This window comes from Paenibacillus ehimensis NBRC 15659 (genome assembly GCF_004000785.1).
Lineage (GTDB): Bacteria > Bacillota > Bacilli > Paenibacillales > NBRC-103111 > Paenibacillus_G > Paenibacillus_G ehimensis.
Window position 1 is genome coordinate 124468 of record NZ_BILX01000001.1, and the last position, 25930, is coordinate 150397.

General features: G+C 53.7%; 24 protein-coding genes. 18 read left to right on the forward strand and 6 right to left on the reverse strand.

Translation table 11 applies throughout. From position 1 onward, the window contains the following. Positions 1 to 9 precede the first annotated feature (9 nt). Positions 10 to 858: a hypothetical protein gene (locus tag PEH01S_RS00565; RefSeq protein ID WP_025850821.1), complete on the forward strand. Its 849-nt coding sequence runs from the start codon at positions 10 to 12 to the stop codon at positions 856 to 858. Between the two features lie 454 nt (positions 859 to 1312). Here the strand turns inward: PEH01S_RS00565 and PEH01S_RS00570 are convergent, their stop codons facing one another. Beyond that, positions 1313 to 1789: an SRPBCC family protein gene (locus tag PEH01S_RS00570; RefSeq protein ID WP_127483573.1), complete on the reverse strand. Its 477-nt coding sequence runs from the start codon at positions 1787 to 1789 to the stop codon at positions 1313 to 1315. A gap of 538 nt (positions 1790 to 2327) precedes the next feature. On the opposite strand from PEH01S_RS00570, the gene PEH01S_RS00575 reads away from it, so the two are divergent. From PEH01S_RS00575 to PEH01S_RS00610, 8 genes are all read left to right on the forward strand, one after another. Further along, positions 2328 to 3134 (forward strand): ABC transporter permease, encoded by an 807-nt coding sequence (locus PEH01S_RS00575; RefSeq protein WP_127483574.1) that lies wholly within the window; start codon positions 2328 to 2330, stop codon positions 3132 to 3134. A gap of 4 nt (positions 3135 to 3138) precedes the next feature. Continuing rightward, positions 3139 to 3948: an ABC transporter permease gene (locus PEH01S_RS00580; RefSeq protein WP_127483575.1), complete on the forward strand. Its 810-nt coding sequence runs from the start codon at positions 3139 to 3141 to the stop codon at positions 3946 to 3948. 152 nt (positions 3949 to 4100) lie between these two features. Beyond that, positions 4101 to 5219: a radical SAM/SPASM domain-containing protein gene (locus PEH01S_RS00585; RefSeq protein ID WP_127483576.1), complete on the forward strand. Its 1119-nt coding sequence runs from the start codon at positions 4101 to 4103 to the stop codon at positions 5217 to 5219. 21 nt (positions 5220 to 5240) lie between these two features. Continuing rightward, positions 5241 to 6266 (forward strand): Gfo/Idh/MocA family protein, encoded by a 1026-nt coding sequence (locus tag PEH01S_RS00590; protein WP_127483577.1) that lies wholly within the window; start codon positions 5241 to 5243, stop codon positions 6264 to 6266. Between the two features lie 17 nt (positions 6267 to 6283). Beyond that, a complete protein-coding gene (locus tag PEH01S_RS00595; RefSeq protein WP_036714546.1) occupies positions 6284 to 6577 on the forward strand; it encodes an acyl carrier protein in 294 nt (97 codons plus the stop codon). Between the two features lie 40 nt (positions 6578 to 6617). Further along, on the forward strand, positions 6618 to 7790 hold the full coding sequence (locus PEH01S_RS00600) for a radical SAM protein (protein ID WP_127483578.1): 1173 nt from the start codon (positions 6618 to 6620) through the stop codon (positions 7788 to 7790). Beyond that, entirely contained in the window at positions 7780 to 8793 is a 1014-nt protein-coding gene (locus PEH01S_RS00605) for a 3-oxoacyl-[acyl-carrier-protein] synthase III C-terminal domain-containing protein (protein ID WP_127483579.1), read from the forward strand. The genes PEH01S_RS00600 and PEH01S_RS00605 overlap by 11 nt, the downstream gene beginning before the upstream one ends. Then, positions 8790 to 9788, forward strand: coding sequence for a beta-ketoacyl-[acyl-carrier-protein] synthase family protein (locus PEH01S_RS00610; protein ID WP_127483580.1), 999 nt, complete (start codon positions 8790 to 8792; stop codon positions 9786 to 9788). Before PEH01S_RS00605 ends, PEH01S_RS00610 begins: the two co-directional genes overlap by 4 nt. Positions 9789 to 9886: 98 nt before the next feature. Here PEH01S_RS00610 and PEH01S_RS00615 read toward each other — a convergent pair whose 3' ends face one another. The 3 genes from PEH01S_RS00615 to PEH01S_RS00625 all read right to left on the reverse strand — a co-directional run bounded on the left by PEH01S_RS00615 (position 9887) and on the right by PEH01S_RS00625 (position 12792). Further along, entirely contained in the window at positions 9887 to 11221 is a 1335-nt protein-coding gene (locus tag PEH01S_RS00615) for an ISL3 family transposase (protein WP_127483581.1), read from the reverse strand. Between the two features lie 19 nt (positions 11222 to 11240). Continuing rightward, on the reverse strand, positions 11241 to 12422 hold the full coding sequence (locus PEH01S_RS00620) for an MFS transporter (protein ID WP_127483582.1): 1182 nt from the start codon (positions 12420 to 12422) through the stop codon (positions 11241 to 11243). A gap of 79 nt (positions 12423 to 12501) precedes the next feature. Next, positions 12502 to 12792 carry an ArsR/SmtB family transcription factor gene (locus PEH01S_RS00625; protein WP_025850810.1) on the reverse strand — a complete coding sequence of 97 codons (291 nt, stop codon included), beginning with the start codon at positions 12790 to 12792 and terminating at the stop codon, positions 12502 to 12504. A 445-nt stretch (positions 12793 to 13237) separates the two neighbouring features. Between PEH01S_RS00625 and PEH01S_RS00630 the strand changes: the two genes are divergently transcribed. From PEH01S_RS00630 to PEH01S_RS00640, 3 genes are all read left to right on the forward strand, one after another. Beyond that, positions 13238 to 14014 carry a class I SAM-dependent methyltransferase gene (locus PEH01S_RS00630; RefSeq protein WP_127483583.1) on the forward strand — a complete coding sequence of 259 codons (777 nt, stop codon included), beginning with the start codon at positions 13238 to 13240 and terminating at the stop codon, positions 14012 to 14014. Between the two features lie 191 nt (positions 14015 to 14205). Further along, a complete protein-coding gene (locus tag PEH01S_RS00635; RefSeq protein WP_127483584.1) occupies positions 14206 to 14913 on the forward strand; it encodes a YqeB family protein in 708 nt (235 codons plus the stop codon). A 224-nt stretch (positions 14914 to 15137) separates the two neighbouring features. Next, positions 15138 to 15995: an aminoglycoside 6-adenylyltransferase gene (locus PEH01S_RS00640; RefSeq protein WP_127483585.1), complete on the forward strand. Its 858-nt coding sequence runs from the start codon at positions 15138 to 15140 to the stop codon at positions 15993 to 15995. Between the two features lie 174 nt (positions 15996 to 16169). Here the strand turns inward: PEH01S_RS00640 and dhaK are convergent, their stop codons facing one another. Beyond that, positions 16170 to 17927, reverse strand: a complete 1758-nt coding sequence (gene dhaK / locus PEH01S_RS00645) for a dihydroxyacetone kinase subunit DhaK (RefSeq protein WP_127483586.1) — start codon at positions 17925 to 17927, stop codon at positions 16170 to 16172. A gap of 171 nt (positions 17928 to 18098) precedes the next feature. Here dhaK and dhaS point away from each other — a divergent pair, with 171 nt between their 5' ends. Continuing rightward, positions 18099 to 18671, forward strand: coding sequence for a dihydroxyacetone kinase transcriptional activator DhaS (dhaS, locus tag PEH01S_RS00650; RefSeq protein ID WP_127483587.1), 573 nt, complete (start codon positions 18099 to 18101; stop codon positions 18669 to 18671). A 13-nt stretch (positions 18672 to 18684) separates the two neighbouring features. Then, positions 18685 to 19683, forward strand: coding sequence for a DhaKLM operon coactivator DhaQ (dhaQ, locus tag PEH01S_RS00655; protein ID WP_127483588.1), 999 nt, complete (start codon positions 18685 to 18687; stop codon positions 19681 to 19683). Positions 19684 to 19870: 187 nt separating this feature from the next. On the opposite strand, the gene PEH01S_RS00660 is transcribed toward dhaQ, so the two are convergent. Next, a complete protein-coding gene (locus tag PEH01S_RS00660) occupies positions 19871 to 20926 on the reverse strand; it encodes a phosphotransferase enzyme family protein (RefSeq protein WP_127483589.1) in 1056 nt (351 codons plus the stop codon). A gap of 154 nt (positions 20927 to 21080) precedes the next feature. On the opposite strand from PEH01S_RS00660, the gene PEH01S_RS00665 reads away from it, so the two are divergent. From PEH01S_RS00665 to PEH01S_RS00680, 4 genes are all read left to right on the forward strand, one after another. Beyond that, positions 21081 to 22349, forward strand: a complete 1269-nt coding sequence (locus tag PEH01S_RS00665) for an MFS transporter (RefSeq protein WP_025850799.1) — start codon at positions 21081 to 21083, stop codon at positions 22347 to 22349. A gap of 115 nt (positions 22350 to 22464) precedes the next feature. Then, positions 22465 to 23247 carry a hypothetical protein gene (locus PEH01S_RS00670; protein WP_025850798.1) on the forward strand — a complete coding sequence of 261 codons (783 nt, stop codon included), beginning with the start codon at positions 22465 to 22467 and terminating at the stop codon, positions 23245 to 23247. Positions 23248 to 23395: 148 nt separating this feature from the next. Next, positions 23396 to 24589 carry a helix-turn-helix domain-containing protein gene (locus tag PEH01S_RS00675; protein WP_127483590.1) on the forward strand — a complete coding sequence of 398 codons (1194 nt, stop codon included), beginning with the start codon at positions 23396 to 23398 and terminating at the stop codon, positions 24587 to 24589. A 107-nt stretch (positions 24590 to 24696) separates the two neighbouring features. After that, positions 24697 to 25875, forward strand: a complete 1179-nt coding sequence (locus PEH01S_RS00680; protein WP_025850796.1) for an ABC transporter substrate-binding protein — start codon at positions 24697 to 24699, stop codon at positions 25873 to 25875. Positions 25876 to 25930 lie beyond the last annotated feature (55 nt).

Here is a 25930-nt window from a genome sequence, read left to right on the forward strand (position 1 = left end):
AGGGTATTTATGAAAAAAGCAGCCATAGCGACATTGCTGGGTACGGCGCTGCTTCTAAGCGCGTGCGGCCAAGCGGGGAAGGAAGCGACTCCCCCGAGGGAGGCTCCGAAGGAAGAAGCCGGACACGGCAATCACGGAGGCGAGCCGTCCGAAGCGCCGAAGAGCGGAGAGATCGTCACATCCTTCAAGCTGACGCCGGAGAAGCCGCAGGCCAAGAGCGATACCCCGCTTACGATTCAAATTGCGGACAAAAGCGGCAAGCCGGTGGAAAACTTCGACATCACGCACGAGAAGAAGCTCCACTTGATCGTCGTCAGCAAAGACCTGTCGTACTTTAACCACATTCATCCCGACTATAAAGGGGGAGGCCGGTTCGACATCACGACGCAGTTTCCGGGCGGCGGCGATTATAAGCTGATTGCGGACTTCGTGCCGACAGGCCAAGGCTCGGTGACGCAGACGCAGTGGATCAGCGTGCAGGGCGATGCGCCCGCAGCCGCGGCGATCGAGCCCGAGTCCAAGCTGGTCAAAACGGTGGACGGCAAAGAAGTCACGCTGGCGATCGATCACCTGATGGCGGGAATGGACGCGAACCTGACCTTTACGATTCGCGACGCCGCTTCGCAGCAGCCGGTGACGAATCTTCAGCCTTATCTCGGGGCGGTCGGGCATGTGGTTATTTTGAGCGCCGATGCCGAGCAGTATTTGCACGTCCATCCGATGGACGAGAAGGCCTCCGGGCCGGACGCCAAGTTCATGACGAAATTCCCGAAAAGCGGCGTATATAAGCTGTGGGGCCAGTTCCAGCATGAAGGCAAGGTGTTCACCGTTCCTTTCGTCGTGAAAGTGCCCGGTTGAGCTTGTTGAGATACCCGTTTCGCGTAAAAAATTCTTTGCATACGCCGGTGGGATATATCCCACCTGAGCTTGTTGAGAAAGTGGTCAGACGGGATTATAGAGGTAACGAAGGGGTGGGGTATCTACTTCCGACCGCTACCCCACCCCGCAAAGTGAAGTTGAATCAGGGAAGCTTAGTCCGAGTACTTTGCGGGGACCCCGGGTCCTCGGGAAATTTGATTGGAAGCCGCTTAATAGCGGACATTTCCCGAAGACAAAGGCGGCCGCTATCGCTTCTCCAGTAGATACCCCACCTCCGTATGTTTCTCTATTCTTGTCAAAACCACTTTATCAACAGCCTGCGGTGGGATATATCCCACCTGTATTTGTCTGAGTTTTTCTACTTCAAAGGCTTCCAAACAAGCTCGGCGATTCGCAGAAGTCGAATCGGTCTTATTCTTCATTAAGCCGGCTCTTACCGGTTGACATGGGCATCGGGAGCCTTATCCGGCACCAGATTCAATACGATGTTGTGCTCAAGAAGCGCCTTCAGCCCGCACAGGACGATCGTAAACCCTTCCGTCGAGCCGATCGCTTGCTTGACGATGTCGTCCCCATCTCCTTGAAACCCTGTGTTCGTTACCGTGACGAAGGTTTCGTCATCCGCGCGGCGGGTAAATGTCCATTCCACCGTAGTATAGCCGTAAGACTCCTCCCATTCGATGAGGATGCGTTGGTTCTCTTCGATTTCTTTGACATGGACATTGGTCGAAACGCCGTACATTTCCCAATCCCACCGGACGCGTTTGCCGGCTTCCAGCCTTCCGCTGCTTTTGGTGAACCAGAATCGCGTCGTAACCGCCGGTTCGACGAAAGCTTCGAACACCTCTTCTACCGGTCTGCGGATAAGCATTTCCGCTTTTGCAACCGGTGCTTGATGCAGGGTTGTCATTGCGCACTGCTCCTCTCATTGTTCTCCGTTTCTTATACGATAGCAGGTCACATTGGTTATGATTTCTTAACGATTGCGAATTATGACGCTCCTGAACCGAAACATGAAGCGGAAGGGGCGAGACTGTCTCGGCTTCCGGCTTACCGGCCGCATACGACACAATATTACATCGTTTGCTGTCTGTCGATACCAGATGCCGTCGTTCTCGCCAAGCGCTCGGATAGCAATTGATCCCGTCGCACTATGGACAAAGTTCCCAGTATTTCAATACAATGAATGAAAGCAATGGGTTAATTTTACATGTTATACGGTAATTTCTTAAGGGAAATAGGTAATTTATTCCATGAAAAAACTTGTCAAGTGCTTTGGGTATGACAAGCTGAAAAAACTGCGGTTTTTCTGAAAAATTGTTGATTCCCAAAAATTTTGACGAAAGCCGCACGCCGTACAAGCAACCTTTTTCGAGCAACTCCTCATCCATCACAAATTGAGCTGACGACCGAAGACGGGATCGTCGGACTCCGCGAGAGGTAGCGCCATGGCTCACCACAAATATGTCGTCGCGTTCCGCATCGGCTTCCAAAGCTCGCTGGAATACCGCTTTAATTTTTTCCTCTCCCTGTTCAGCGCGGTATTTCCGATCGTCGTGCAATATTATATATGGACGGCGGTGTACGCGAGCGCCGGAGAGAGCGGCCTGTTCGGCTATTCCTATCAAGAGATGATCATGTATACGATCATTGCCGCCGTCGTCTCCAAGCTGGTGATTACGAATATGGAGCATGCTGTCGCCGAAGATATCAAAAGCGGCGGATTGAATAAATACATGGTCAAGCCGATTGCGTATTTTGGCTTCCGCATCTGCTCGTTTATCGGGCAGCGCTTGATCTATGTCGTAATTTCCCTGTTCGTCATTCTGGCTCTAACCTTCGCATTGAACTCGTTCTATAAGCAGCATACCGGATTTGACCGACTGCTGGCTTTTTTCCTCTCCCTGTGCCTGTCTGTCATTCTTAGCTTTCTGATCTCGTACGCCATTTGCGCGTGCGCCTTCTGGTTATCGGAAATTTCCTACTTTTTCGTTGTCACCAGCCTGCTGGTCAATATTATGAGCGGCGGCATGTTTCCGCTTGAAATCTTCGGAGAAGGGCTGCAGCAGCTGTTTCGTTTCCTGCCCTTCCACTATATGATTTACTTCCCTGTCAACGTCCTGAACGGCAAAATTGCGGACGGGCAGATCTGGCAAGGCATCGCCGGACAAGGCCTATGGATCGGTCTGATGCTGATCGTCTGCCATCTGGCATGGAAGCGCGGGATGAAACGGTATTTGGGGCTAGGAGGCTGAGCTTTTGAACATCGTTACCGAACTGCGTCGGCATCTGCACATTCTGGCGTTATTCGCCCAAAACTCGGTCATTTCCCAGATGGAATACCGCTTCAATTTCATAACGGGCATATTCGTAGAGGCGGCGTTCCTGATGGCCAAGCTGCTGTATGCGGTCGTCGTGTACAAAACGAATGTGCGGATCAACGGGCTGTCGCCGGATACGATTCTCATGTTTATGGGGACGCATTTATGGCTGACGGGTATTTACATGGGCTTGTTCTTTAACAATTTCCTGCGTCTCAGCGAGCATGTCCGTACGGGCAGTCTCGATCTGATGATGGTCAAGCCGATTTCGCTGCAATTTCTCGTTTCCTTGCGGGTTATCGAGGTCGGGATGCCGATCCCGAATATGATTGCGGGGACCGTGATGATCGCGATCGGCTGGAGCGCCGCCGGCATTCCGTTGACGCTGCTCCATGTGGCCGGATTTGCGGCTTTTCTGCTTGCCGCGACCGTCCTCACGTACTGCATTATGATCATTCCCTCGCTGCTCTCGTTCTGGTTCGTGAACACGTCGGCCGCCAGCGAGATTTCGTACTCCGTATGGGATTCCAACAACATGCCCGCATCCATGTACAACAAATGGATCCAGCGAATAGGGACGTTTGTCGTTCCGGTGTTTTTGATTACGAACTTTGCTCCGATGTTTGTGCTCGGCAAGCTGTCTGCCGCCGAATTGGCCTGGGGCGCTCTGGCGCCGGTCGTCTGCTTCCTGCTGGTCCGCTTCCTGTGGGAGCGGGCGCTGGGCGTGTACAGCAGCTCGAATTTGTAGCGGGAAGCTTGCCGAAGCGGCACATTACGATAGGGAGGTGATGCGGTCCGGAACCAAGCGCAGGCGGGAAGGCTACGCAGAGGAGGCAGTCTTAGGCTGAATCGACAGGTCCTAAACCAAACCACGACTTGAAAATTGAAGGAGGTTAGACGATGTCCGTACAACTTCGCAACGAAACCGCTTCACCGATTTCACCGCTCTTGAGTACGTCGGCGCCCCGGTGGATATGGCTGCAGCTTCTGGAGGCCTGTAATCTAAGGTGCAAAATGTGCTACGAATGGGGCGACAACGGCGCCTACAAGGAACGAACGATGCTGACGCAGCTGGATATCAAAGTGGTGAAGCAAATTATCGAGGATTGCAGTCCGGTCAAACCGTATTACGATCTGTTTGGCGGAGAGCCTCTGATGTATCCGCAGATCGATGAGGTACTGGCTGCATTAAAATATTACGGAAGCCAAGTCGCCTTCCCGACCAACGGAACGCTGCTGGAGAAGCATGCGGAGATGATAATCGAGAATGAGCCGCATCGCGTATGGGTGTCGATGGACGGTCCGGAGGAGATTAACGACCAGCAGCGCGGCAAGGGCGTGTTCAAGAGAGCAACCCGCGGCATCGAGAAGCTGCACGCGCTCCGGGAGGAGAAGGGCAAGGAGTTTCCGAAGATCGGCACGATTTTCATCATTACCCCGTTAACGTACATGCATGTGGAAGAGCTTTTCTTCAAAAGCCTGGATATCACGAAGCTGGATCATATCAGCTTGGAGTTTCAGTCGTTTATTACGCCGGAAGATCACGTAAATTACCGCAATATTCTGAAAAATAATTTTGATCTGGACACGAACGCGGCCGTTTCCAAGGGTTTTGTCCGCGAATTATCCGAGTTTAGCGAGATGAATGCAAGGGAAATCGCCCGGCAGGTACGCAGCATTGAGGAGTACTGCAAGGAGAAGGGCGTTTATTTCAACGCCTATCCGCAGAACATGACCGAGGAGACGGTTGAGCTGTACTTCAGCGGGAACAGCCACAAGCTGGCGCATGCCAAGAAGCGCTGCGAATTCCCTTGGCTCAGCACGGAGATCAATGCGAGAGGCGACGTGACGTCCTGTCATGCCTTCTACGACTTGACGCTCGGCAACGTGAACGAGCAGCGGCTGCTCGACATCTGGAACGGCCCGAAGTATAAGCAGTACCGCAATTATTTGAAGAAAAATTCATTCCCGATCTGTCAGGCCTGCTGTCTGAATTTCAAGACGAAGACGGAAAAATAAAGGAAGCATGAGGTTGTGCCCATGAGAAAGAAACGAATCGGGGTGCTCGGCTGCGCCCGCATCCTCGACCGGGCGCTGTTTACGCCCCTCAAGAGCCTCGAACCGCTAAGCGTCCACGCGATTGCGAGCAGGACGAAGCCTAAAGCCGAGTCCTATGCGGAAAAGTATGGCATTCCGCGCGCGTTCGGCGGCTACGAGGAGCTGCTGGCCTGCGGGGAGATTGACTTCGTCTATATCGCGCTGAGCAACGAGCTGCATGCGGAATGGGCGATTCGGGCGCTGCAGGCCGGGAAGCCGGTGCTGGTGGAGAAGCCGATCTGTCTGAACACGGAGGAGCTTCGGCGGCTGATGGATGCACAGGCTGCGTCCGGCCTGCCCGTGCTGGAAGGTCTGATGGTGCAGCACCATCCTTGGCAGAGCGAGATCAAGCGGATGGTCGACCGGAACGCTTACGGGGGGCTCTTGGAGGTGCGCTCGCAAATCTCGGTTCCGTTCCGGGACCCGGAGCGGCAAAGCTATCGCAGCTTCCCGGAACGCGGCGGAGGCGCCTTCTATGATTTCGGCTGCTATTGGCTGCAATTTCTTCAAGCGGTATTGGGGCTGGAGCCGGCGGGTTGCGATGCGGAGTCCGATTTTGCGGGTCCGGGCGGCTGCGATTGGACGTTTCGCGCATCGTTGGATTACGCGGGCGGGGTGCGCGCCGGGCTTGTCGCCTCCTTCGAGCTGCCGATGATTTCCCGGCATACGCTCGAATTTGAGCATGCCGTTGTGACCGTGGACGATTTTTTCCGCGCCAGCCTGGGCACGTACCGGATGACGATGCGCGTCCGGGATAAGCAAAGCGGGGCGGTGGAGAAGCTGGCCTTCGAGCCGCAAAATTATTTTGTGAATCAATTGGCGTTTTTCAGCGGCGTGCTGGACGGGACCAAGAGCAATGTGCCGCTCGCTCAATCGTACGAACGCATGGCGGTGCACGAGCGGCTGCTGACGCTGGCGAGGGCGAAGCTGCCCGGATATCCGCCGGCCTCGGGCGAGCCACTGACTTAGATGAGGAGGAGTTTCTTATGATTATGCAAACCGTGATCAAAATTTTGAGCGAAATCAAGGAGTCTCCGGAGCTGCTGTCCACGTTAAAGCCGGAGACGGATATCGTTAACGAGGTAGGACTCGATTCGCTGCAAATGATCAATTTCGTGCTGGCCATCGAGGATGCTTTCGATGTGGAAATTGACTTTGACAATTTCGATATCGACCACTTGAGCTCCATTCAAGCTTTCGCGGCTTTTCTGGAAAAGGAACGGGCGGGTGTTGCGAACGGCGCGGGCGGCCAGGCGGCAGAGCAGCCGATCTTCGACTAACCATGAAAAAAACATTCACTGAAGGAAGGGAGGATTGCTCATGCAACCGCAAACGAAGGTCACCTTTGACCGGAATACGTTTCAAAATATGAAGCGGACAATCCGCAACATGTCCGTGACGAGCAAAGCGCTAAGGCGCAATCCAACGTTCGCGCTGGACATTCCCGAGGATATCGGTATCAAGCTGAACAATGGCTGCAATCTGCGCTGCAAGCATTGCTTCGAATGGGCGAGCGACGGGTACCATCACGACATGGCGAAGGAAATGAAGAATCAGGAGATCGAGTTTTCCCTGCTCGAACGTCTGCTGGAGCAAACCCGCGAGCGGAAATCCCGGCTGTTCGTCTGGGGCGGCGAACCGCTGTACTACAGCCGCTTCGACGACTTCGCCGACCTGCTGGCGCGCGATCCCCGCAACACGACCATTTGCACCAATGCTTTGCTGGTCGAGCAGAAGCTGGATTCCGTGCTGAAAATCTCGAAGGACATGACGCTGCTGATCAGTCTCGACGGCTTCGAGTCGGAGAACGACGCCATTCGCGGGAAGGGCACGTTCAAGAAGGTCGTTCATATGGTGAAGCTGCTGCTGGACCTGCAGCGGACCGGCGAGTATCAAGGCCGCATTTCGCTCAGTCTGACCATTAGCGATGCGATGGTCACGAAGCTGTACGATTTCATGGCCTACTTCGAGGAGCTCGGCGTCGATACGGTCTACTTCGTGTTTCCCTGGTACATTCCAAGCGAGATCGCGGTCAAGATGGACGACTATTATGCGCGGTATTTCCCTTGGCTGGAAGCGGCGCAGCAGCAGCAGCGGTACAGCTGGCATTCCTTCACCTTCCGCGTCTCGGAATCGAATATCGAGCCGCTCATCGCCGAGATGGACCGGATCAACGAGCGGGTGTGGAACAGCCGCATCCGGTTTCAACCGGCGCTGGAGCGGGAGGAAATCAGGGACTTCATTCTTGGCTCCGAGAAGCCGGCGATGAAGCGGGAGCAATGCCTGGCCATTGCCAACCGGGTGGATGTGATGCCGGACGGGAAGGTCAATCCGTGCAAATTTTTCCCGGAGTTTACGCTTGGGGACTTGAACGGGAAGGACTTGAAGGACGTGTATCACGGCGAAAATTTCCGCCGGCACCGGGAGACGCTCGGCCTCGGATTGACGCCGATCTGCTCGCGATGCGTGCTGCTGTACAACTATGGGCGATAAAAGCCGCAAGCAAGCGGCGGCAGGCGAGAGGGCTGCGGATGTGCAAGGACGGTTCCATATGGACGGTCTCTCCGTCTATCGGCCCGGACTGACCGTGCCGATTGCCGACGTCATCCAGGACGCGGAGCAATGCGGGTACCCCTTCAAGGAGAATGAGGCCCATTACCGGAAGATGGGATTCGAGACGGTCTCGGTCGAAAGACGCCTGTCGCTGGAGGAGATGGCGGAGCGGGCGCTTGAGCCGATAGCGGAACGCTGCATGCAGGAAGGCATCGAGCTTGGGGAGATCTGGTTCGCGCATACGTCGAAGGTGGCTTGGCATGAGTCCAACCTGTTCAAGACGATGCTGCGGCGCTGGCGATGGGAGCAAGTTCCCTTGTACCCGGTCGAGGAGCATTCCTGCTCGACGTTCCATTGGGTGCTGCGCATGGCCGGCCATCAATTCGCCTGCGATCCGTACAAAGCGGTGCTGTTTGTGACCGCCGATCTGGGTATCCACCCGTTCTACTATATCGACGACTTCATGATCTGCGGGGATAGCGCCAGCGCCTGTCTGTTCCGGCGGGAGCATGGCGATCACCGGACGTTAGTCGTGAAGTACAAAGCGGCAGGCACAGTTTACGACGACGACCCGTCGCGGCTCCGGCAGTTCCATGCGATGTACTACCTGGGCATCCGCAAGATCATGCTGGAGACGCTCGGCGAAGCCGGGTTCACGCTCTCCGACATCCGTCTTGTCGTGTGCGGCAATATTAACCGGCAGGCTTGGGAGACGGTAGCCGGAGCGCTGCGGGTTCCGCCGGAAATGTTCTACTACGCGACCATGCGGGAAACCGGACATATTACCAATTCGGACATCCCTTCCAATCTTCAGCATGCGTTATCCGGCGGAGCGCTGCGGCCGGGGGATTATTATTTGACGGTGACCGTGAGCATGGCCGGCACGTTCGGATGTGCCCTGCATCAGTATGTGCCGGCGAAGCGGAAAGAGGGTAAGTCATGAACGCTCATCGCCTTGCGAGCGGGAAAAAGCTTTATATCCGCGGGCTCCGGTGCATCGTGCCGACAGCGGAACGCTCCTTGGAGGCGTACTGCGCGGAGGCCGGACAGCCGTGGGAAGACGGTCCGCCCAAATGGCTGTTCGCGCATGCCGGCATGTCTTCGCCATGGCCGCCTATGGGGCCGGGGCCGTCGGCTTCTTCGCTGTCCGCGATCCGGATTCCGGTGTTCGACAAGCATCCCGTCGAGTACGTATGCGAGGAAGGGAGCCGGCACTTCGGTTCGGACCGGAAGTTCGATCTGATCTGCTACTGTCACGAGACCGTGCAGCGTCCGCTGACCACTGTGCCGGGCATGATGCTCGCCGGGGCGTTCGGACAGCGCCAGGTGCTGCCGCTTACACTTGGACAACTGGGGAGCCTCGCTTGCCTTAGAGCGCTTCACTGGAGCGGACGCATGCTGGAGCAAGGAGAAGGGACGGAGGGCTTGCTCTGCATTGCGGACCGCACGGACTATCCGTTCAGCCGGACGTCCTGGACCGGCTCGGTTAAAGGCGATGCCGCGGTGCTGTGTACCGTAAGCGCCGAAGCCGGCGATTACGAGGTGGTAGGCTGCAGCTTACAGCCTCACTTTTCCGAAGGCTCGATGCACGCATGGACGACGGCCGATTACGAGCGGACGATGCTGACGTTGGCCCGGCAAGCGGAGCAAGCGCTTCGGGAGATGGAAGCGGCGGGGAACGCACCCGATCGGCTGGTGATTCAGAACGTGTCCGATTCCTTCGTGACATCTGTCGGCGAAGCCGGGGAACGATGCGGGATTCCCGGCTATGTAAGGCAAACGCGGAGAGCGATTAATTTTTTGGGCAGCGATCCGTTCCTCACCTTGGAGGAAGCGGTATCGGGCGGCCGGCTTCGGGAGGGAGAGTCGGTCCTGCTCCTGTTTGCCAGCGCCGACTACGGCATCGGGTTGCTGACGCTCCGCGGCGCCGGCGGTTAGCCTCCGCGATTTGAATATGCAGTATTGCGAAAAGACCGTCTTCTCTGTGTGTGGACCGGCGGTCTTTTTGCGTTGAAATATCCTCTTATGGAAAAGGCTTATAATTCGCCCTTCTCCAATTTTTCAATCAAGGTGGAAATGTCGATGCCACGAAGCTGTCCGCCACGCTCACGAACCACACCGACAGGAGGCATATTCTCGAACATCGGGAAGTTGTAATCTCGGAGTTCGTAGTCATCCATACGCTTTTGATATTTAGGCTTATGATTCTTTACAAGCCCCTCTGTAAAGAGAATTTTAGCTCGTAGGGCCTTGAATGAATAGCCCCTTCCCAAACGGTTAATGACACGGATAAGGCTGTTCAGAGACTCCGTATAAGCGTTAGTCATGCGGTGGTCGAAGTAAGCGAATATCTCTTCGTCCCAATTCATCATGGCCTTTGTAAGAGGCTCAAAAGCGGATTGGAGTTCCTTCGGTATTTGGGCTTTCCAATCGTTATATTTGATGAATGCCTTTTGTCTTGAATCGCAATCCCAAATATCGAAGAATGATTCCTTCAAGTTATACGCAATACCGAGAGTGGGGTGATTCTTCGTCCATAGGTCAAGTGTTATTTTATCCATCTCTGTGAGCTCTTTATGGCGTTTCAGAAGGATAAATCGGTCGTGCATGAGCCCACGCCGTTCCGTTGGTGATAAACCCTCTCTAAGCTGTTTGCGAATGGTTTCTAACGCTTGGTTCGCCATACGGACAACGTGAAACTTATCGACGATGATAGTAGCTTTTGGCAATACAGCCTTAACAGCGTCTTTATACGGTTTCCACATATTCATCGTGAAATACTGTATTTTCCCTTTGTTCGGAAGTCGTGAGAGATATCCAACAACTGTTTCCTTATTGCGATTAGGAAGAATGTCCAGCAATGTTCGTTCTTCAATGTTGGTTAATACGCAACGAGGCTTGATTATATGAATTTCATCTATGCCAAGCCAATTAGGTGTCACAAACCGAAATGTTTCTTCGAGGTGGTTAATGTAATCGCGAAAGATATTACGGATCGTCCTTTCGTTAAGCCCAACGTCTTCTGAAATACTGACGAATGTACGGTTAAGGCTTTGCTTCTCTACGTAGGACAACAATCGCTTAGTACAGTTCCGCTTTGCGTCAATGGTGTGGTCCAAGCGTTCCCAAAAGGTTTGAGAGCATTCACGACAACGATACCTCTGACGCTTTATGAGAAGCCCTACACGCTTACCGTGAATAGGTAAGTCCATACAAACATGTTCCCTGTTACCGTGCTTGTAGAGGTTCGCTTTGCATCCACAATGAGGGCAAGCTAAAGGTGGAGAGTTCGTGACTACTTGTATTAGAAAATCATTTTCATTCTCACTAATACTTAGGATGTTGAATTTTGGAAGATTTGGAATATCCATTTTAATTTCTTGTATGCATTTATGATGCATGATCCTTTTTTGTTTTAGCGTGATTAGTCAAAATACCACTTGCTATAAAAGAGAACAACGAACCGGCAAAACATATAACCGCAAATATGCCTACGGCGGAAAAACCGTTAAATGTCGCATAAATCAAGCCGGCGAACCAAGAGCCGAGTGTTGTCGCAGCGTACATGATCGAATTGGCCAAGCTAGAGATCGTGCCACGAATTGTCGGATTTAATGAATTCAGCATTCCCATTATGAGCGGAAAGACGATGCCCATGTTTGCGAATATGAAAAAGTATACCCCTTCGAAAGACGCAACCGATGGCAGGTGAGGCAAAGCAATAAAACATGCAATAGAGACGAGAATGCCCACAACCATCGTATTGAAACGATTCAACATTTTGATCACATAAGCACCGCTAAAGCTTCCCACTATATTCCCTAGGCCAAGAAAAAACATTACGTACCCCACTTGATCAACCGAAAGGTGAAAGCGGTCCGTCATCCATTTTCCAATGAAAGAAAAGGCAGCAAAAAATCCGCATTGAAATAAGAAATGAGCCAGGAAAGATCTTCTCGCGATTCGGCTTGTCAATAGCGGGACGTATCTTTTAAATATCGGAAGCCTGGTTCTTTGGTCTTGATTCGGTTTCATTTCGGGCAAAGCGTAGGGGATGAATATCGCCACCAACAACGAGCACGCGCCGATTGTAAAAAAAGGATAAGACCAATGGGTTGCAGCAAGCAGGCCTCCAATCGGTATGCCGAACGCTTGGGAAGCAGCTAAGCCTGCCATTACGATTCCTGATACTTTGGCGGTCTTTGCCGAAGGGAACAAAGCAGGAATAGAGGCCCAGACTTGCGGCGCTGTGAATGCTGCGCTGACTCCGGCTAAAAAACGGAATAAAAACATCGTCCAAAATCCTGTCGCAAAGCCGCATAAAATGGTTGAAACCGAGAAGCAAACCATGCCGGAAAACATTACTTTTTTGCGATCCCATCCATCGGAAAGTGGTCCGGCTATCAGAGCAAATATGGCATATCCCAACGCATATGCCCCGACCATCCAACCGGCATATTCGGTCGGAATATGAAACAATTTCTGAAGAGTAGGGATGAGTGGAGAAATCAAAAATGTATCCGTACCGATAACAAACATGATGAGAAAAAATAAAGCTGTTAACTTAATCATGTGATGCATCTTCTCCTATCGATCATAGTTTCATTGTTCAATAACTTTTCAACTAATGAAGAAAAAAAAGAATTTCTTTCTACAACGTATCAAGAAATCCCGGCAAGTAAGATTCAAAGGTCTCCATGTCGATACTCGTATACTTCGTTTGAGCTTCTTTTCGTACCTTAATCAATTTCGCCTCCCTTAAAGTACGTAAATGATACGAAGTATTCGACTTCGAAGTATTGCAAATGTCCCCAACTTCTCCGCAATTCATCTCCTTCTTATTGGCGTATAGAACTCGTATGATTTCCAATCTTGTTTCATCAGCTAATGCTTGAAACATTTTGACCCTGTGCTCATTATTCAATGGTTTTTGAGTAGTCATAAAACCATTGTACTAAGATATTGCTACAAATCAAGTCTTTAGCAAAATACCACCATATTCTCCGATTTATAAGTGAGATGTTTTGAGTTTGTCTCCACTAAAAAATCCGAATACCCATGGAAAATAAGGCAAGGCGGAGAGCATGACTCGCTTTGACATTCGGAAGCTTTCGTCAAGCGGGCGTCTTCAAAAGCTTCTTGACAGGCCGGTAATATTACGGTTATTATAGATACATAAAGTCCTTAATTGAGGACAGGGAAGAGGACGCATTCGAAAGAGATGCCCTATGCCCGCACAAGCCTTTAATTGATTGCCTTTGCGCGCTGATCGATTCGGCTTCAGGCACCGACTAAAGAACGCAAAATGATCGAGCTTGCTCGTCAAGCTTTATTTTCCTTGTGCTTGCTAAGGGACCCCGTATCAATACAAAAAGGAGACGAAGCCTATGTTTAGCGAGCCATCTGCCAATCACCGGAATCAGGATGCCTATGATGATAAGCGGGATTTTGCCGCCAAGCCGGGAGCCGCGGTCTTGTCCTTGCTGCTGCCCCAACCCGGGGAACGAATCTTGGACGTGGGCTGCGGTACTGGGGATTTGATGGCCGAGATCGCAGCCGCCGGAGCGATCCCCACGGGTATCGACCTGTCGGAAGAGATGGTGAGGCGGGCCAGACAGAAGTACCCGGAGCTGAATATTCAAGCGGCCGACGCTTGTCATTACCGGACGGATATCCGCTTTGACGCTGTTGTCTCCAATGCAGCTTTGCACTGGATCAAGGATGCTGCGGCTGTCGCACGCACCATCTGGCTGGCGCTCCGGGAGGGCGGCCGATTCGTGGCCGAATTCGCTGGCAGCGGCAATGTCGCCGTGCTGACCGACGCCATGGAGCAGGTGCTGGAGGAGCATGGTTACGCGTGGGCGGGACGGAATCCATGGTATTTTCCCACCATTGGCGAATACGCAAGCCTGTTGGAGCAGACCGGCTTCCGCGTCACGTTGGCTCAGCACTTTGACAGGCCCACTCCGCTCAAGGGAAATACAGGGGTTCGGGACTGGCTGGACAAGTTCGCCGATTATTTCTTCCCGGACGTCACCTCCGCAGATCAAGCGTCGATCTACCGCGCCATCGAGGCAAAGGTGAAGCCGTACCTCGGCCGGGAAGATCAGTGGGTGGCCGACACCAGCCGATTGCGCATCGTAGCCGTCAAGAAACCCGCATAAAGAGATCGCCTGGCGATTGGATTTGAAGGGAAGCACCCTCGACAGCACAGATGCTGTTTGGGGTGCTTTTTGAATCCATTATTTTCAAATGTTATTTTTTGTGATAATATTTACTTACCGGTAGGTAAATTGAAGGTGCAGTACCTATATAATTGCTGCCATCTCCGGAACAAGTCAGGAGGTCTTATCCTATGAACGTATCGCGGCCGTCGTACCGGGAACCGACCGCCATCGGCTTTTCCGGCGCTGTTCGTGTTCTGCTCTTTGTGGGTGGCTCCGTCCTCGGTCTTGCGCTCGGGTATTTCATTCCGCTGATCGCCAAGTGGGCATTGACCTTGCCTTGGGTACCGTATGAAGGGCCGCTCAAGCTGATCACATCGGTCTCCGGACTGTGGGCAACCGTCATCGCTTCGCTGCTGGGCCTGGCTGCCGGCCTCTGGTTCGCCCAGGAAGTGATCAAAGATACGCTGCATGTGGTCGTCTCCGGCGAAACGATCCGGCTGGAGAAGGACGGGGCCGCTCAAGAGCTCACGCGAGAAACGATCGGTGCCGTCTTTCTTGACGGCAAGCAGCTTGTGGTCCTTGGAAATAAGGGAGAGGAGCTTGCCCGCGAAACCTATGAGTGGGCGAGCGGACGTATCGCCGGCGCTTTGACGGAGCACGGATATCTTTGGTCGCCGGGCGGCGACCCGTACAAGGAGCACTTCCGCCGCTGGGTGCCCGACACTCCAGATCTGCCGCCAGCGGTCAACGCGCTGTTGAAGGCCCGCGAAATTGCGCTCCAGAAGAAGGAAAAGGGCGAAGCCAAAGAACTGCGCCGCGAGGTTAGCAAGCTCGGCTTCGTTGTCCGGGACGAAGGGACGCGCCAATATTGGCGGGCGCAGACAACCGGGTCGTGAGAGGCTCCCGGCCGGACAAAATTTGGCATACCGGCGCTGGAACGAGTAGAATAGAATTACAGAAATTTACTTCGGGAAGGAGACATGCCATGAAGAAACTGCTCGATAAGCTCTAACCGTATTCTTACGCGCGCTTCGTTTCTTATCTTGCACGCGGACCGCCTCCTGCCGACATCCGGTACGGTTTCATTAACGATAAAGAATGCGGAGGTCGGTTAAACAAGATGAGAAACGAACAAGAGGTACTGGCGCAGCTCCTGCAATTTGCCGAACGGGACGAGCGGATTCGCTGCGTCGTCATGAACGGTTCGCGGGTAAACCCTAACGCCCCGGTCGATTTTATGCAGGATTACGATATTGACTTTTATATGACGAATCTGAGGGATCATCCCTACAATACGGACCGAAGCTGGATTGATGCGTTCGGCGAGCGCGTCGTCGTGCAGTACGAATATTTCGAAGACGGCTCGTCCATCTACATGATGCAGTTCAAAGACAGCGTACGGATCGACCTCAGCTTCAAGGATATTGGCATTATTCAAGAGGTGTACCAGGACTCGCTGAGCAAAGTGCTGCTCGACAAAGACAACCTCGATTTGAAGCTGCCGGAGCCGAACGACAGCAGCTATCTGGTCCAAAAGCCTTCCCGCTATATGTGGAATGTGCATATCGTCGAGCTGTGGTGGCTTCAGGTGTGCATTGCCAAGGAGCTGTGGCGCGACGAAATCCCGCGGGCGAAAAATTTATACGACCAATACTTCATGGAATCGCTTCGCTTTCTGCTGGAATGGCACGTGGGCGCGAACTATGATTGGAAGGTCAACGTCGGCAGCGCCGGCAAATGGTTCAAACGGTATCTGGAGCCCGATGTCTACGAGCAATTGCTGTCCCTGTACTGCGGGGCCGACCCGGAAGAACAGTGGGAAAAACTGCTCGAGGCGGGGGATTTCATCCGGAGGATCGGCGTGCCGCTTGCCGCAAAGCTCGGCTACGACTATCCGGCGGACGAGGAGCGCAATGTAAGGGAGTATGTGGAAAAAGTCAGACGCCTGCCCCGGGATGCGCAGTCTTTGTACGGGTAGTGCAGGATTTCGGACATCAAACTAGGGATACCAGCAAAAAACCGCTCTTTACGGCGGTTTTTTTCTGATTTATACAACAGGGCAAGTTCCGGCCTGAACATAGGGAGGATGAAAAGAAAAAAAGCGGCGGGCGAAGACAAGCGTGATGTCCTCATCCGGCCGCTGTTCCCTGGATTATTTCAAGCTGCGGGCGATTTCCGTAAAGATGACGCCAAGCGCGTAGGCGCCTGCATCCGGATAGCCCAGGCTGCGTTCGCCGACATTGCCGGCGCGCCCCATTCGGGCGACGATTTGCTTCGTTTTTTCGGCGCCTTCCACCGCAGCTTGCGCCGCCTTTTCAAAAGCGAGTTTAAAGTCATCGCCTGCCGCGGCGCTTGCCGTGAACGTATCCGTGAAAGGCACCAGCGCGTCAATCAGCGTTTTGTCGCCAACCACGGCGCCTCTGCCGAAGGAACGCTCCCCGGTTGCCTGAATGCCTTTGACCGCGGCTTGCAGCATTTCCGCATACTCCGCAGCAGTCAGCGCCGCTTTATCTCCTGCCGCTTTGCCGGCAGCGCGGAACGCGGAGCCCCAAATCGGTCCGGAAGCGCCGCCGCAATATTCCATAATGACCATGGAGCACGCGCCCAGGAAAGAACCGATCGTTAAAGGCTCTTGGGCCAAAATCGCGCTCCATTCCCGCTTTAACTGCTTGAATCCTTTGGAGACGCTCATCCCGAAATCGCCGTCCCCCGCGTGCGAGTCGAGTTCGCAGAACGGAACTTCATTGTCGATAATGATTTCGCTCATTTTATCGACGATGTAGATCATGTTTTGAAGCGTCACCACGCCGCCTTGAACCGCCGCGTAATGTTCCGGCGTTTCCGTTAAGAAGGAAACCGGTCGATCGTCGTCGGCTTCCGCGATGTCCGCATACTCGACTTGCGGTACCGGACCGTCTACCCGGAATGCAGGCGCATGACATTCTTTCGATAAGAGCGTTTTTAGTTCGTCATCGAGCTTCAAGATCGTCAGCGAAATGCCCGCCATATCGATGCTCGTCATATAGTTGCCGGCAAACGTGCGGCAAATCCGGATGTTCCGGCCTGCAAGCTCGCGAACCGCCGCGTTGTTAAACAAGTACAGCTCCTGCAACGGGGTCGCGCCGAAGCCGTTGACGAGCACGGCAACTTCCGCGTTGTCCCCGTCTTGGATGCTCAAATCTTTTAACAGCTCGGTCGTCATCCGCTTCGCCAGTTCGTCCGCACTGACGATTTTTCCCCGCCGCTGGCCCGGTTCGCCGTGAATGCCCACGCCGTATTCCATTTCATCTTCGCCGAGGTTGAACGTCGGCGCCCCGTGTGCAGGAACGGTGCACGAAGTGAGCGCCACGCCGATGCTGCGCACGTTATGCGCCGCTTTCTCCGCGACCGCTTTCACTTGCATCAAATCGCGGCCTTCTTCCGCAGCAGCTCCGGCAATTTTATGGACGAGCACCGTTCCGGCAACGCCGCGGCGTCCGACCGTGTACAAGCTGTCTTCAACGGCAATGTCGTCGTCGACGCGCACATATTCCACTTGGATGCCGTCTTCTGCGGCCAGTTGAGCGCCGTTTTTGAAGTTCATGACGTCGCCGCTGTAGTTTTTGATAATCAGCAGCGTCCCTTTTTGGCTCGCTGTCGCTTTAATGGCCTGGTACACCTGAATTTGGGAGGGAGATGCAAACACATCGCCGCATACGGCCGCATCCAGCATCCCTTTGCCGACAAACCCGGCGTGAGCCGGTTCGTGCCCGCTGCCGCCGCCGCTGATCAAGGTGACTTTGGTTTCGTTAATTTCTTTTTTCTTGATTACCTTATATTTCTTGATAAACTCCAGCTCCGGATGGGTCATGACGAGCCCGTTGCACATTTCCGCGACGAGCGTCTCTGGTTTGTTGATGATCTTTTTCATTTTGCTACCTCCCGATCAATCAATTCCAAATCGTTTGATTATCCCCTATGATAGAATGAAAACGTTTTATCGTAAACGGACAAAAACGGCAAACTGTCAAATTACGCTTGCTTCAATAATCATGATGATTTTGTTAAGATTAACAGTAAACCTAGGGCTGGGAAGATGATCATGACCAATTCGCTCATTACCAAAAAGATCATAGCGAATTCCTTAAAAACACTGATGGAAACCAAATCGTTCCACGAAATTTCCGTAAGCGATATCATGCAGTCTTGCCAGATGCGCAGGCAAACGTTTTACTATCATTTTGTGGACAAGTACGAGCTCTTGGGCTGGATTTACAAAGAAGAAACGAAGGAAAACATCGAGGACTTTTTGGATTATGAGAAGTGGGAGAACATTTTCGACTTGCTGATGGACTATTTTTACGAGAATCAGCGGTTTTACCGCAGGGCGTTTAAAGTAACCGATCAAAATTCGTTTAACCAGTATTTATTTGAACATACGAAAAATTTATATATCAAAATCATCGATGAACTGTTGACGGACAAGCCGATCCATATCTCCGAGGCGAACAAAAATATGGTGGCGTCGTTTTACAGTCACGGGTTTGTCGGGACGATCAAAGATTGGATTGAACACCATTGTTCCGTTCAACCTTCGGTGTTGTCTTCGCTCATCAAAGAGATGATTCGTAATCAACTGCTGCTGCTCGAGCAGTCCGGAAACAAACCAGAGTAAGGTGGAGAAACAAATGACGAAACTCATCAACGATGTTCAAAATATCGTCCGCCATATGCTGCATGGATTCTATTTTGAGCATAAAGACCGGGTGTCTTATAATGCGAAATATAATTTGATATTCCGTAAAGACCTTGCGGACATGGGCCAGCAAGTTGTGCTCATCAGCGGGGGAGGAAGCGGCCATGAGCCGGCGGATTTCGGCTATGTGGGCGACGGTATGCTTTCCGTTGCGGTTGCGGGTGAAATTTTCGTGCCGCCGACGCCGGAGCAAGTGTTGGAGGCGATCCGCCTCGTGGACAGGAGCAGAAGCGTGCTGCTCATCATTAAAAACTTTACCGCGGACGTCGGCAATTTTTTGACGGCGGAAGCTTTGGCGAAAGAAGAAGGGCGAATGGTCGACCATGTGATCGTTAACGACGATGTGTCGATCGAAGATGACGTGACGTACAACAAAAGAAGAAGAGGTGTCGCCGGTACCGTTCTGGTCCATAAAATATTGGGGGCGGCCGCGCGGGAAGGCTGCACGCTGGAGCAACTGAAGGAACTCGGCGAGCAAGTGATCGGCAGGCTGCACACGTTGGGCGTGGCGCTGTCGCCGGCGAACGATCCGACGAAGGGCGAACCGTCGTTTACGCTGCAACAAAACGAAGCGTATTACGGCGTCGGCATCCACGGGGAGAAAGGGTACCGCAAAGAGGTGTTTTCTTCTTCGGAAAAGCTCGCGGTCGAGCTGTTCAATAAGCTGAAAAGCGTATACCGTTGGAGAAGGCAAGACCCTTTCGCGATATTGGTCAACGGTTTAGGCGCGACCCCGCTGATCGAACAGTATGCGTTTGCCAATGATATTCGCCGCTTGTGCGAATTGGAAAACCTGGATGTCCGGTTCGTCAAAATCGGCACGCATTTGACTTCGCTCGATATGGAAGGAATTTCGCTCAGTTTTCTTAAAATCGAAGATCCGAAGTGGGAAGCGTGGTTGAAAGCGGACGTTGAAGCAGCGAAATGGTAAGATGGTAAAATCGTAAGAATAAGCCCCAGGCCTTGAAGCCAGGGGCTTATTGGTTCTTAGCGAATCTCCATTGATTGGGACACAACACAAAAGTGCAGCCATTTGCGATGCTTATTGAATTATTTTGGCGGAGCATTATCTAATGCTTCTTTGGGCTACGCCTAAACCAAATATTTACCTAAATTTACTACGAAATGGATAGGTCAAGCAAGGCATTCCCGCGGGAAATTTCCTCCAGATTCCGGTCAAGCCACTCGCGGACCGCTGGCTCGGAGATGGCGTTTTGCAGGAAGATCATACACAGATCGCAGCGGCGTCTTTCGACGAACAGCGGCAGCTGCTTCAGCCAGCGGCTGTCCAGCTCATATTCCCGGCGATATCCGTTCATAAAGCTGTCCAGAAACCGGTTGGCGAATTCGGACACGCGCTTCGGGTCGGCTTCGGGACGGGCCCAGTCCCCCAGCACCGAGGCGTAATAGACGGCCATGGCGATATCCTGCACGAAATAGTCGTACCCGCAATCGTCGAAGTCGAACGCCGTGATCGTTTCCCCGTGCACAAAAAAGTTCTTGTGGTGCAAATCCCGATGGCATAAGCCATAGCCGCCCTCTTCCGGCTCAAGCGCGTTGATGCGCGCCTCCACCTCGGCGTATCGGCGATGGGCCAAGGCAATGTCGGGATGGGACAAATAAGCAGGGTCCAAGGTCAAAATATCTTTGTCCGGCCTGCGGGTCATGTCTGCAGGGACGGTGTACGACCGGGCGAGCTTATGCATGCGGCCCGTAATTTCGCCCCAGCCTTCGAAGAGGCGGGGACCCCAAGCCGGATGTCCGGCCTGGACGAGACCGCCCGGCGCTTGCTCGAAGCAGGCCAGCGTGAAGTAGCCGTCTTCCGCGTGGACTGTTTCCGTCCGCCTGCCCGAGTAAGACGGCACCGGCTTGGCCGCCCGTACGCCGCCCTCTGCAAGATAGCTGACGAAATGCAGCTCCGACTCGATCAGCTCCCGCGAGCGGTGCGAGCTGTGGGTCACGCGCAGAATCAGGTCCCGGCCGTCGCGCCGGAACCCGTATATGAGATTTTCAAAGCCTCCCACATGGTTCACCGTCTCCGGAGCTACGCCGTATGCGCGGGCTGCTTGGTTTAACAACTCTTGATTAAAGCTCTGATGCCAGCTTGTCAATGCCGTCTCTCCTTCCGATCCGGAGCTGTTGTATGGACCGTCCGCTCCGTATCTGTCAAGCATAACATCTTTATCCAAGCCTTGGAAAGGGAATCTTCTATGATTTTGAACGATTCTCTTTTGACCGTTGGAAAAAAAGAGATTCAAATCATCGATGGAATCGGTTACTCTTAAAATATGGTAAAAACGCTGCGTAACTCCGAAGGACGGGTAGCCGATGTCGGTTTTATTATATGAATGGAAGATGCAGTTTCTCGGGTACAGCCGGAATCTCCGATTGTTCCTTTGCTTTAATTTCGTATGGAATTTGGGGCTCGGGATGTTCGGCCTCGTCTATAATCTCTATGTCAAAGCGCTCGGCTACGACCAGACAATGGTCGGGCACATCGTCGGAATGACGGCTGCGGCCGCAGCGATCGTGCTGGTGCCGGCCGGAATCATGAACGATAGGTTCGGTCCGAAGCGGCTCGTGACGACGGGGGGATTTTTGGTTATCGGTGCGCTTACGGCCCGTTCGCTGATCGACGGCGAGCAGGGACTGCTCGTCTCCGCGTTTCTGGGGGGCATGACGCTGGCTATCGTGTCGGCGACCGTCATTCCGTTCATGGCGAACCACTCTACTCCGTCGCAGCGGGTGCATCTGTTTAGTTTAAATCTGGCTCTCGTCATGTTTGCAAGCGTTATCGGCAACGTCTTCGGCGGATTTCTCACTGACACGCTTCAGTTTGCCTTCGGTCTTGATGGTGTGCTGAGCTTGCGTCTGACCTTGCTGACGGGCGTCGGCATAGCGGCGCTCGGATTGATTCCCGTCCTGATGCTGAAGGGGACTCGGGAGGAACGGCCGTCCGGCGGAAAGTTTTCGTGGCGGTATACGGTACAGCATCATAAAGCGTCGCTTCAAGTGATCGGCCTCTTCGTTCTGCTCGGGCTGATGACTTCGACGGCCGGAGGCATGGTGGTGCCCTATTTGAACGTCTATTTCGAAGACCGCTTCGGCGCGTCGAAATCGGTGATCGGCGTCATCGTCTCCTTGGGGCAGGGCGCGACCGCGCTCGCGTACTTGATCGGTCCGGTCATCGCCCGGCGGCTCGGGGAAGCAAAAGCGGTGATCGTGCTTCAGCTGTGCTCGATCCCGTTTCTGCTCATTACGGCGTTTTCAACCAATCTGCTGATCGCAAGCGGAGGGTATTTGTTCCGGCAGGCTTTAATGAATGCGGCCAATCCGTTCTACAACACGATCAAGATGAAATACGTCGACCGCTCGCTGCGCGGACTTGCCTCCAGCTCCGGGGAAGCGGTGTTTAATCTGGGCTGGTTTCTGGCCTCGCCGGTCAGCACCGGACTTGTCGCTCAATACGGCAGCTATTACGGTTACGTTTACGCGTTCAGCATTACGGCGGTGGTGTATACGGTCGTTTCGGTGTTGTTCTACGTTTTTTTCGGCAAAAGCCGGTTCAAGCCCGTGGAGGCGGAAGAGACGGGGTAGGCTCGGGGTTGAAAAAACCGGTTACTCCCGAACTATAACAAGAACGTTTGCAGGACACAGGGATAGAGGCTAGAGGCAGCATGAAATATGAGAGTGAAAGGAAGGAACGGAAGGCATGAGTCACCCCGACAAAATCACGGTGAACGAGAAAGGCTTGTCGATAACGAATGGCAGCTATGAAGCCTTGATGGAATGGGCGGAAATTTTCCGTATTCATTATTCCAGATGCGAAAGCGAATTGTACGTAGATAGAGGCTTGATCTTTGATTATGAGAACGGGGAGTTCGTGGAAATCAGCGATACCGCCGAAGGCTGGGACACGCTGCTGGACAATCTGGAGCGTTATTTAGCGATGGAGGATTCGACGTGGCGGCAGAAGATAGCCGATTGCCCGAATGAAACGGTGATTACGATCTACGTCAATGACCGGATGTTCCAACCGGAGTGCGTGAACACGCTGATGATCGGGGATGCGCCTCCCGGCGACGGCACGTTTTTCTTTAATGGCGATTCCGTGCTGCTGGAACGGGTCAAGGAAGCGTTTGCGGCGGCTTTGGGGGAAGACGTTCCTGAAGACCACTGGGATTTTCTTCATTTTTTCAGAAGCAGGGAATGGTTCCTGGTTCATCTGTGTTCCCGATCGGTCAAGGAAATGCCGGAGGCGGACAGACTGCAAGTCAGGCAACAAAGCGTCGCCCGGCTCGCGCAGCAAATCGCTGCCCATCGTCCGTTATCTATCGTCTGTTTGCATGGGGACAGCAAGCCCTGGGTGCTGTCCGCTCTGCAGCTAAGCGGTGTTGAAGTCGAACGTTGTGTGTTCGTTGAATCTCCGGCAGATAACGACAAGGACTCGTTCGTCAACGAGCTGGCTGAAATCGTGAGACAAAGCGCGGTATAACGTCCACAGTGAAAAATTCCCTTGCCGCCGTCCCCTGTCCTGCTGCGCCAATCGTGCTATGATAAGAGAGCTGATCCGGGATCAAAAAATTAATGCGCCAGAATAGCAAACTCCCGGAACGATAGGATATAACCGTTAGGAGGCTTCCATGAGGCAAAATCCGACTCAAGCGACGTTTACCCACCTGCTGATCTCCGGTACGCTGGTCCACGAAGCGACGTTTGCGGAGATGCAGGCGGAGTTCGATATTTACCTCCGGCCCAATCTGGCGATGGTCGTCTCGATGGACCGGTATCCCGACCTTGCGCTCGGACAGCCTATCCAGTGGCGCATTGATATGGGGCAGAAGCTGGTCGACGCTCTGCATGCGGGCATCCAGGCGCCGTTCGTCTGGGTATGGGTGGCCGAGGGCGTGCTGGCTTTGCTCGTCGAGCTGGGGACGAAGGACCGGCGCGACCCCCATCCCGCCAAGACCGCCTTCGCGATGGCGAAGCAGGTGCAGAGGCTGACTGACGCGCAGGGCTTTTCGGTTTCCGTCGGCATCGGCACCTTCTACGATAATCCGTACATGCTCCACTACTCGTACGAGGAAGCGAAGGAGTCGATGATCGACCGCTTTTTCCAGGGCAACCGGCTCATTTTCCAATACGAAAAGCAAAAGCAGCCCGGCGAGCAGCCGCACAACCCGGTCTCGCAAGCGGAACGGACGGAGCTGATGGCCCGCGTCCGCCTGGGCGACGTGCAGGGAGCGGTCTCGTACCTGCACCTGCTGCTGGAGCGCATGGGGCAGACGTACCGCGGCAATGTGGATATGTTCAAGTCGGAGGTCATCGACCTCGTCATGCAGTTAACGCGCCTGTCGCTCGATGTCGGCGGCCATGCGCAGAGCATTTTGTCGGAGAACGCCCGGTTTATTCAAGATCTGTACATGACGATCCGCTACGACAAGTTTGTGGCCAAAGTCAGCGAGCACTGGAGCAAGCTGACCGCACGGATCGGCGAGGCGCAGACGGCGGAGGTGTCGCCGGTAATCCGGACGGCCATCGCCTACATGAAGCAGCATCATCAGCGCAAGATTCCCCTCGAAGAGATAGCACAATATTGTTACCTTAGCACCTACCATTTCAGCCACCTGTTCCGCAAAGAAACGGGAAGCACCTTCGTCGACTACTTAAACAAGCTCCGGATCGAAAAAGCCGTATATTACCTTGAAAACACCGATAAACCGGTGAAGGAGATCGCTGCGCTCGCCGGTTTTCAGGATTCCAATTACTTCTGCCGGCTGTTCAAACGATATCTTCGCTGCAGCCCAAACGAATATCGCGCAGCAAAATTGTGCTAAACTTTCGCAAAATACACTAGTGCTTTCGAAAGCGTTTACAAGTACGATAAAAGTGCACCGGGAAAGTTCACACTTCATTCACATACAGCATAAGGGGGCACTTAACGATGAAACGGTTTTCGATGTTTGCCGCGAGCGCAATGATGACAGCTTTCCTGCTCAGCGGCTGTGCAAGCGGCGGGGGAACGACTTCTTCTCCGGCAAATGGAGGCGCTTCCAAAGAAGCGGCGGGCGACACGATCAAGATCGGCTGGTTCGGTCCGCTGACCGGGCCGACGGCGACGGACGGCACGCACAGCCGCGACGCGGCCCTGCTGGCGGTCGAGCAGTACAATGCGGCCGGCGGCATCAACGGCAAGAAGGTCGAGCTCGTCGCGGAGGACGACCAAGGCAAACCGGAGGAAGCGATTAAAGCCGTGCAAAAGCTGGTAAACAACGATAAAGTGACAGCGCTGGTCGGCGGCGCATACAGCGGCCCGACCAAGACGGCGGCGGCGAAAGTGCAGGAGCTGAAGGTGCCGATGGTCGTCGCGTATGCAGTGCACCCGGATGCGACCAAGGGCGGCGATTACGTGAACCGGGTCATTTATACGGGTCCGGTGCAGGGCCGGGCGATGGCCGAGTACGCGGTAAACGAGCTGAAGAAGAAAAACATCGCCGTGCTGTATGTGGACAACGACTACGGCAAATCGATCTACACGTCGTTTAAAGAAAATGCGGAGAAGCTTGGCGCGAAGATCCCCATCGACCGTCCGCACAAGATGGGCGACAAAGATTTCAGCTCCGTGCTGACGGCGGTCAAAGCCACGAATCCGGATGCCTTGTACGTGGTCGCCTATTACAACGAAGCGGCCGCGATCGTGAAGCAGGCGAAGGAAAGCGGCATCAACGCCCAGCTCCTCGGCGTGGACGGCTTCGATTCGCCGAAATATTTGGAGCTTGGAAAATCGAATACGGAAGGGTCTATCTTCACCACGTCGTTCTATACGACCGACAACCGCCCTGTGGTCCAGAAGTTCGTCAAAGCATGGCACGACAAGTACAAGGGCGAGCCGGACATGCTGTCTTCGCAAAGCTATGACGCCGCGATGGTCATCCTCGAAGCGATGAAGAAAGCGGGCACCGACAAGGAGAAGCTGAAGCAGGCCATTAACGAGACGAGCGAGCTGGAAGGCACTTCGGGCCAAATCCGCTTCCGCACCGACCATGAGGTCATGAAACCGGTGATCTTTATGACCGTGAAGGACGGCAAATTCCAATTCGTGAAATCGCAAATGTACAACTAAGAACAGCCAGTCGGTCAACGGCAAAGGGAGGAGGCCCTTGGGGTCTCCTTTTCTA

Coding starts and splice junctions, on each gene's coding strand:
- PEH01S_RS00565 (WP_025850821.1), top strand. CDS start 10: ATGAAAAAAGCAGCCATAGCGACATTGCTGGGTACGGCGCTGCTTCTA.
- PEH01S_RS00570 (WP_127483573.1), bottom strand. CDS start 1,789: ATGACAACCCTGCATCAAGCACCGGTTGCAAAAGCGGAAATGCTTATC.
- PEH01S_RS00575 (WP_127483574.1), top strand. CDS start 2,328: ATGGCTCACCACAAATATGTCGTCGCGTTCCGCATCGGCTTCCAAAGC.
- PEH01S_RS00585 (WP_127483576.1), top strand. CDS start 4,101: ATGTCCGTACAACTTCGCAACGAAACCGCTTCACCGATTTCACCGCTC.
- PEH01S_RS00590 (WP_127483577.1), top strand. CDS start 5,241: ATGAGAAAGAAACGAATCGGGGTGCTCGGCTGCGCCCGCATCCTCGAC.
- PEH01S_RS00595 (WP_036714546.1), top strand. CDS start 6,284: ATGATTATGCAAACCGTGATCAAAATTTTGAGCGAAATCAAGGAGTCT.
- PEH01S_RS00600 (WP_127483578.1), top strand. CDS start 6,618: ATGCAACCGCAAACGAAGGTCACCTTTGACCGGAATACGTTTCAAAAT.
- PEH01S_RS00605 (WP_127483579.1), top strand. CDS start 7,780: ATGGGCGATAAAAGCCGCAAGCAAGCGGCGGCAGGCGAGAGGGCTGCG.
- PEH01S_RS00610 (WP_127483580.1), top strand. CDS start 8,790: ATGAACGCTCATCGCCTTGCGAGCGGGAAAAAGCTTTATATCCGCGGG.
- PEH01S_RS00615 (WP_127483581.1), bottom strand. CDS start 11,221: ATGGATATTCCAAATCTTCCAAAATTCAACATCCTAAGTATTAGTGAG.
- PEH01S_RS00620 (WP_127483582.1), bottom strand. CDS start 12,422: ATGATTAAGTTAACAGCTTTATTTTTTCTCATCATGTTTGTTATCGGT.
- PEH01S_RS00625 (WP_025850810.1), bottom strand. CDS start 12,792: ATGACTACTCAAAAACCATTGAATAATGAGCACAGGGTCAAAATGTTT.
- PEH01S_RS00630 (WP_127483583.1), top strand. CDS start 13,238: ATGTTTAGCGAGCCATCTGCCAATCACCGGAATCAGGATGCCTATGAT.
- PEH01S_RS00635 (WP_127483584.1), top strand. CDS start 14,206: ATGAACGTATCGCGGCCGTCGTACCGGGAACCGACCGCCATCGGCTTT.
- PEH01S_RS00640 (WP_127483585.1), top strand. CDS start 15,138: ATGAGAAACGAACAAGAGGTACTGGCGCAGCTCCTGCAATTTGCCGAA.
- dhaK (WP_127483586.1), bottom strand. CDS start 17,927: ATGAAAAAGATCATCAACAAACCAGAGACGCTCGTCGCGGAAATGTGC.
- dhaS (WP_127483587.1), top strand. CDS start 18,099: ATGACCAATTCGCTCATTACCAAAAAGATCATAGCGAATTCCTTAAAA.
- dhaQ (WP_127483588.1), top strand. CDS start 18,685: ATGACGAAACTCATCAACGATGTTCAAAATATCGTCCGCCATATGCTG.
- PEH01S_RS00660 (WP_127483589.1), bottom strand. CDS start 20,926: ATGCTTGACAGATACGGAGCGGACGGTCCATACAACAGCTCCGGATCG.
- PEH01S_RS00665 (WP_025850799.1), top strand. CDS start 21,081: ATGTCGGTTTTATTATATGAATGGAAGATGCAGTTTCTCGGGTACAGC.
- PEH01S_RS00670 (WP_025850798.1), top strand. CDS start 22,465: ATGAGTCACCCCGACAAAATCACGGTGAACGAGAAAGGCTTGTCGATA.
- PEH01S_RS00675 (WP_127483590.1), top strand. CDS start 23,396: ATGAGGCAAAATCCGACTCAAGCGACGTTTACCCACCTGCTGATCTCC.
- PEH01S_RS00680 (WP_025850796.1), top strand. CDS start 24,697: ATGAAACGGTTTTCGATGTTTGCCGCGAGCGCAATGATGACAGCTTTC.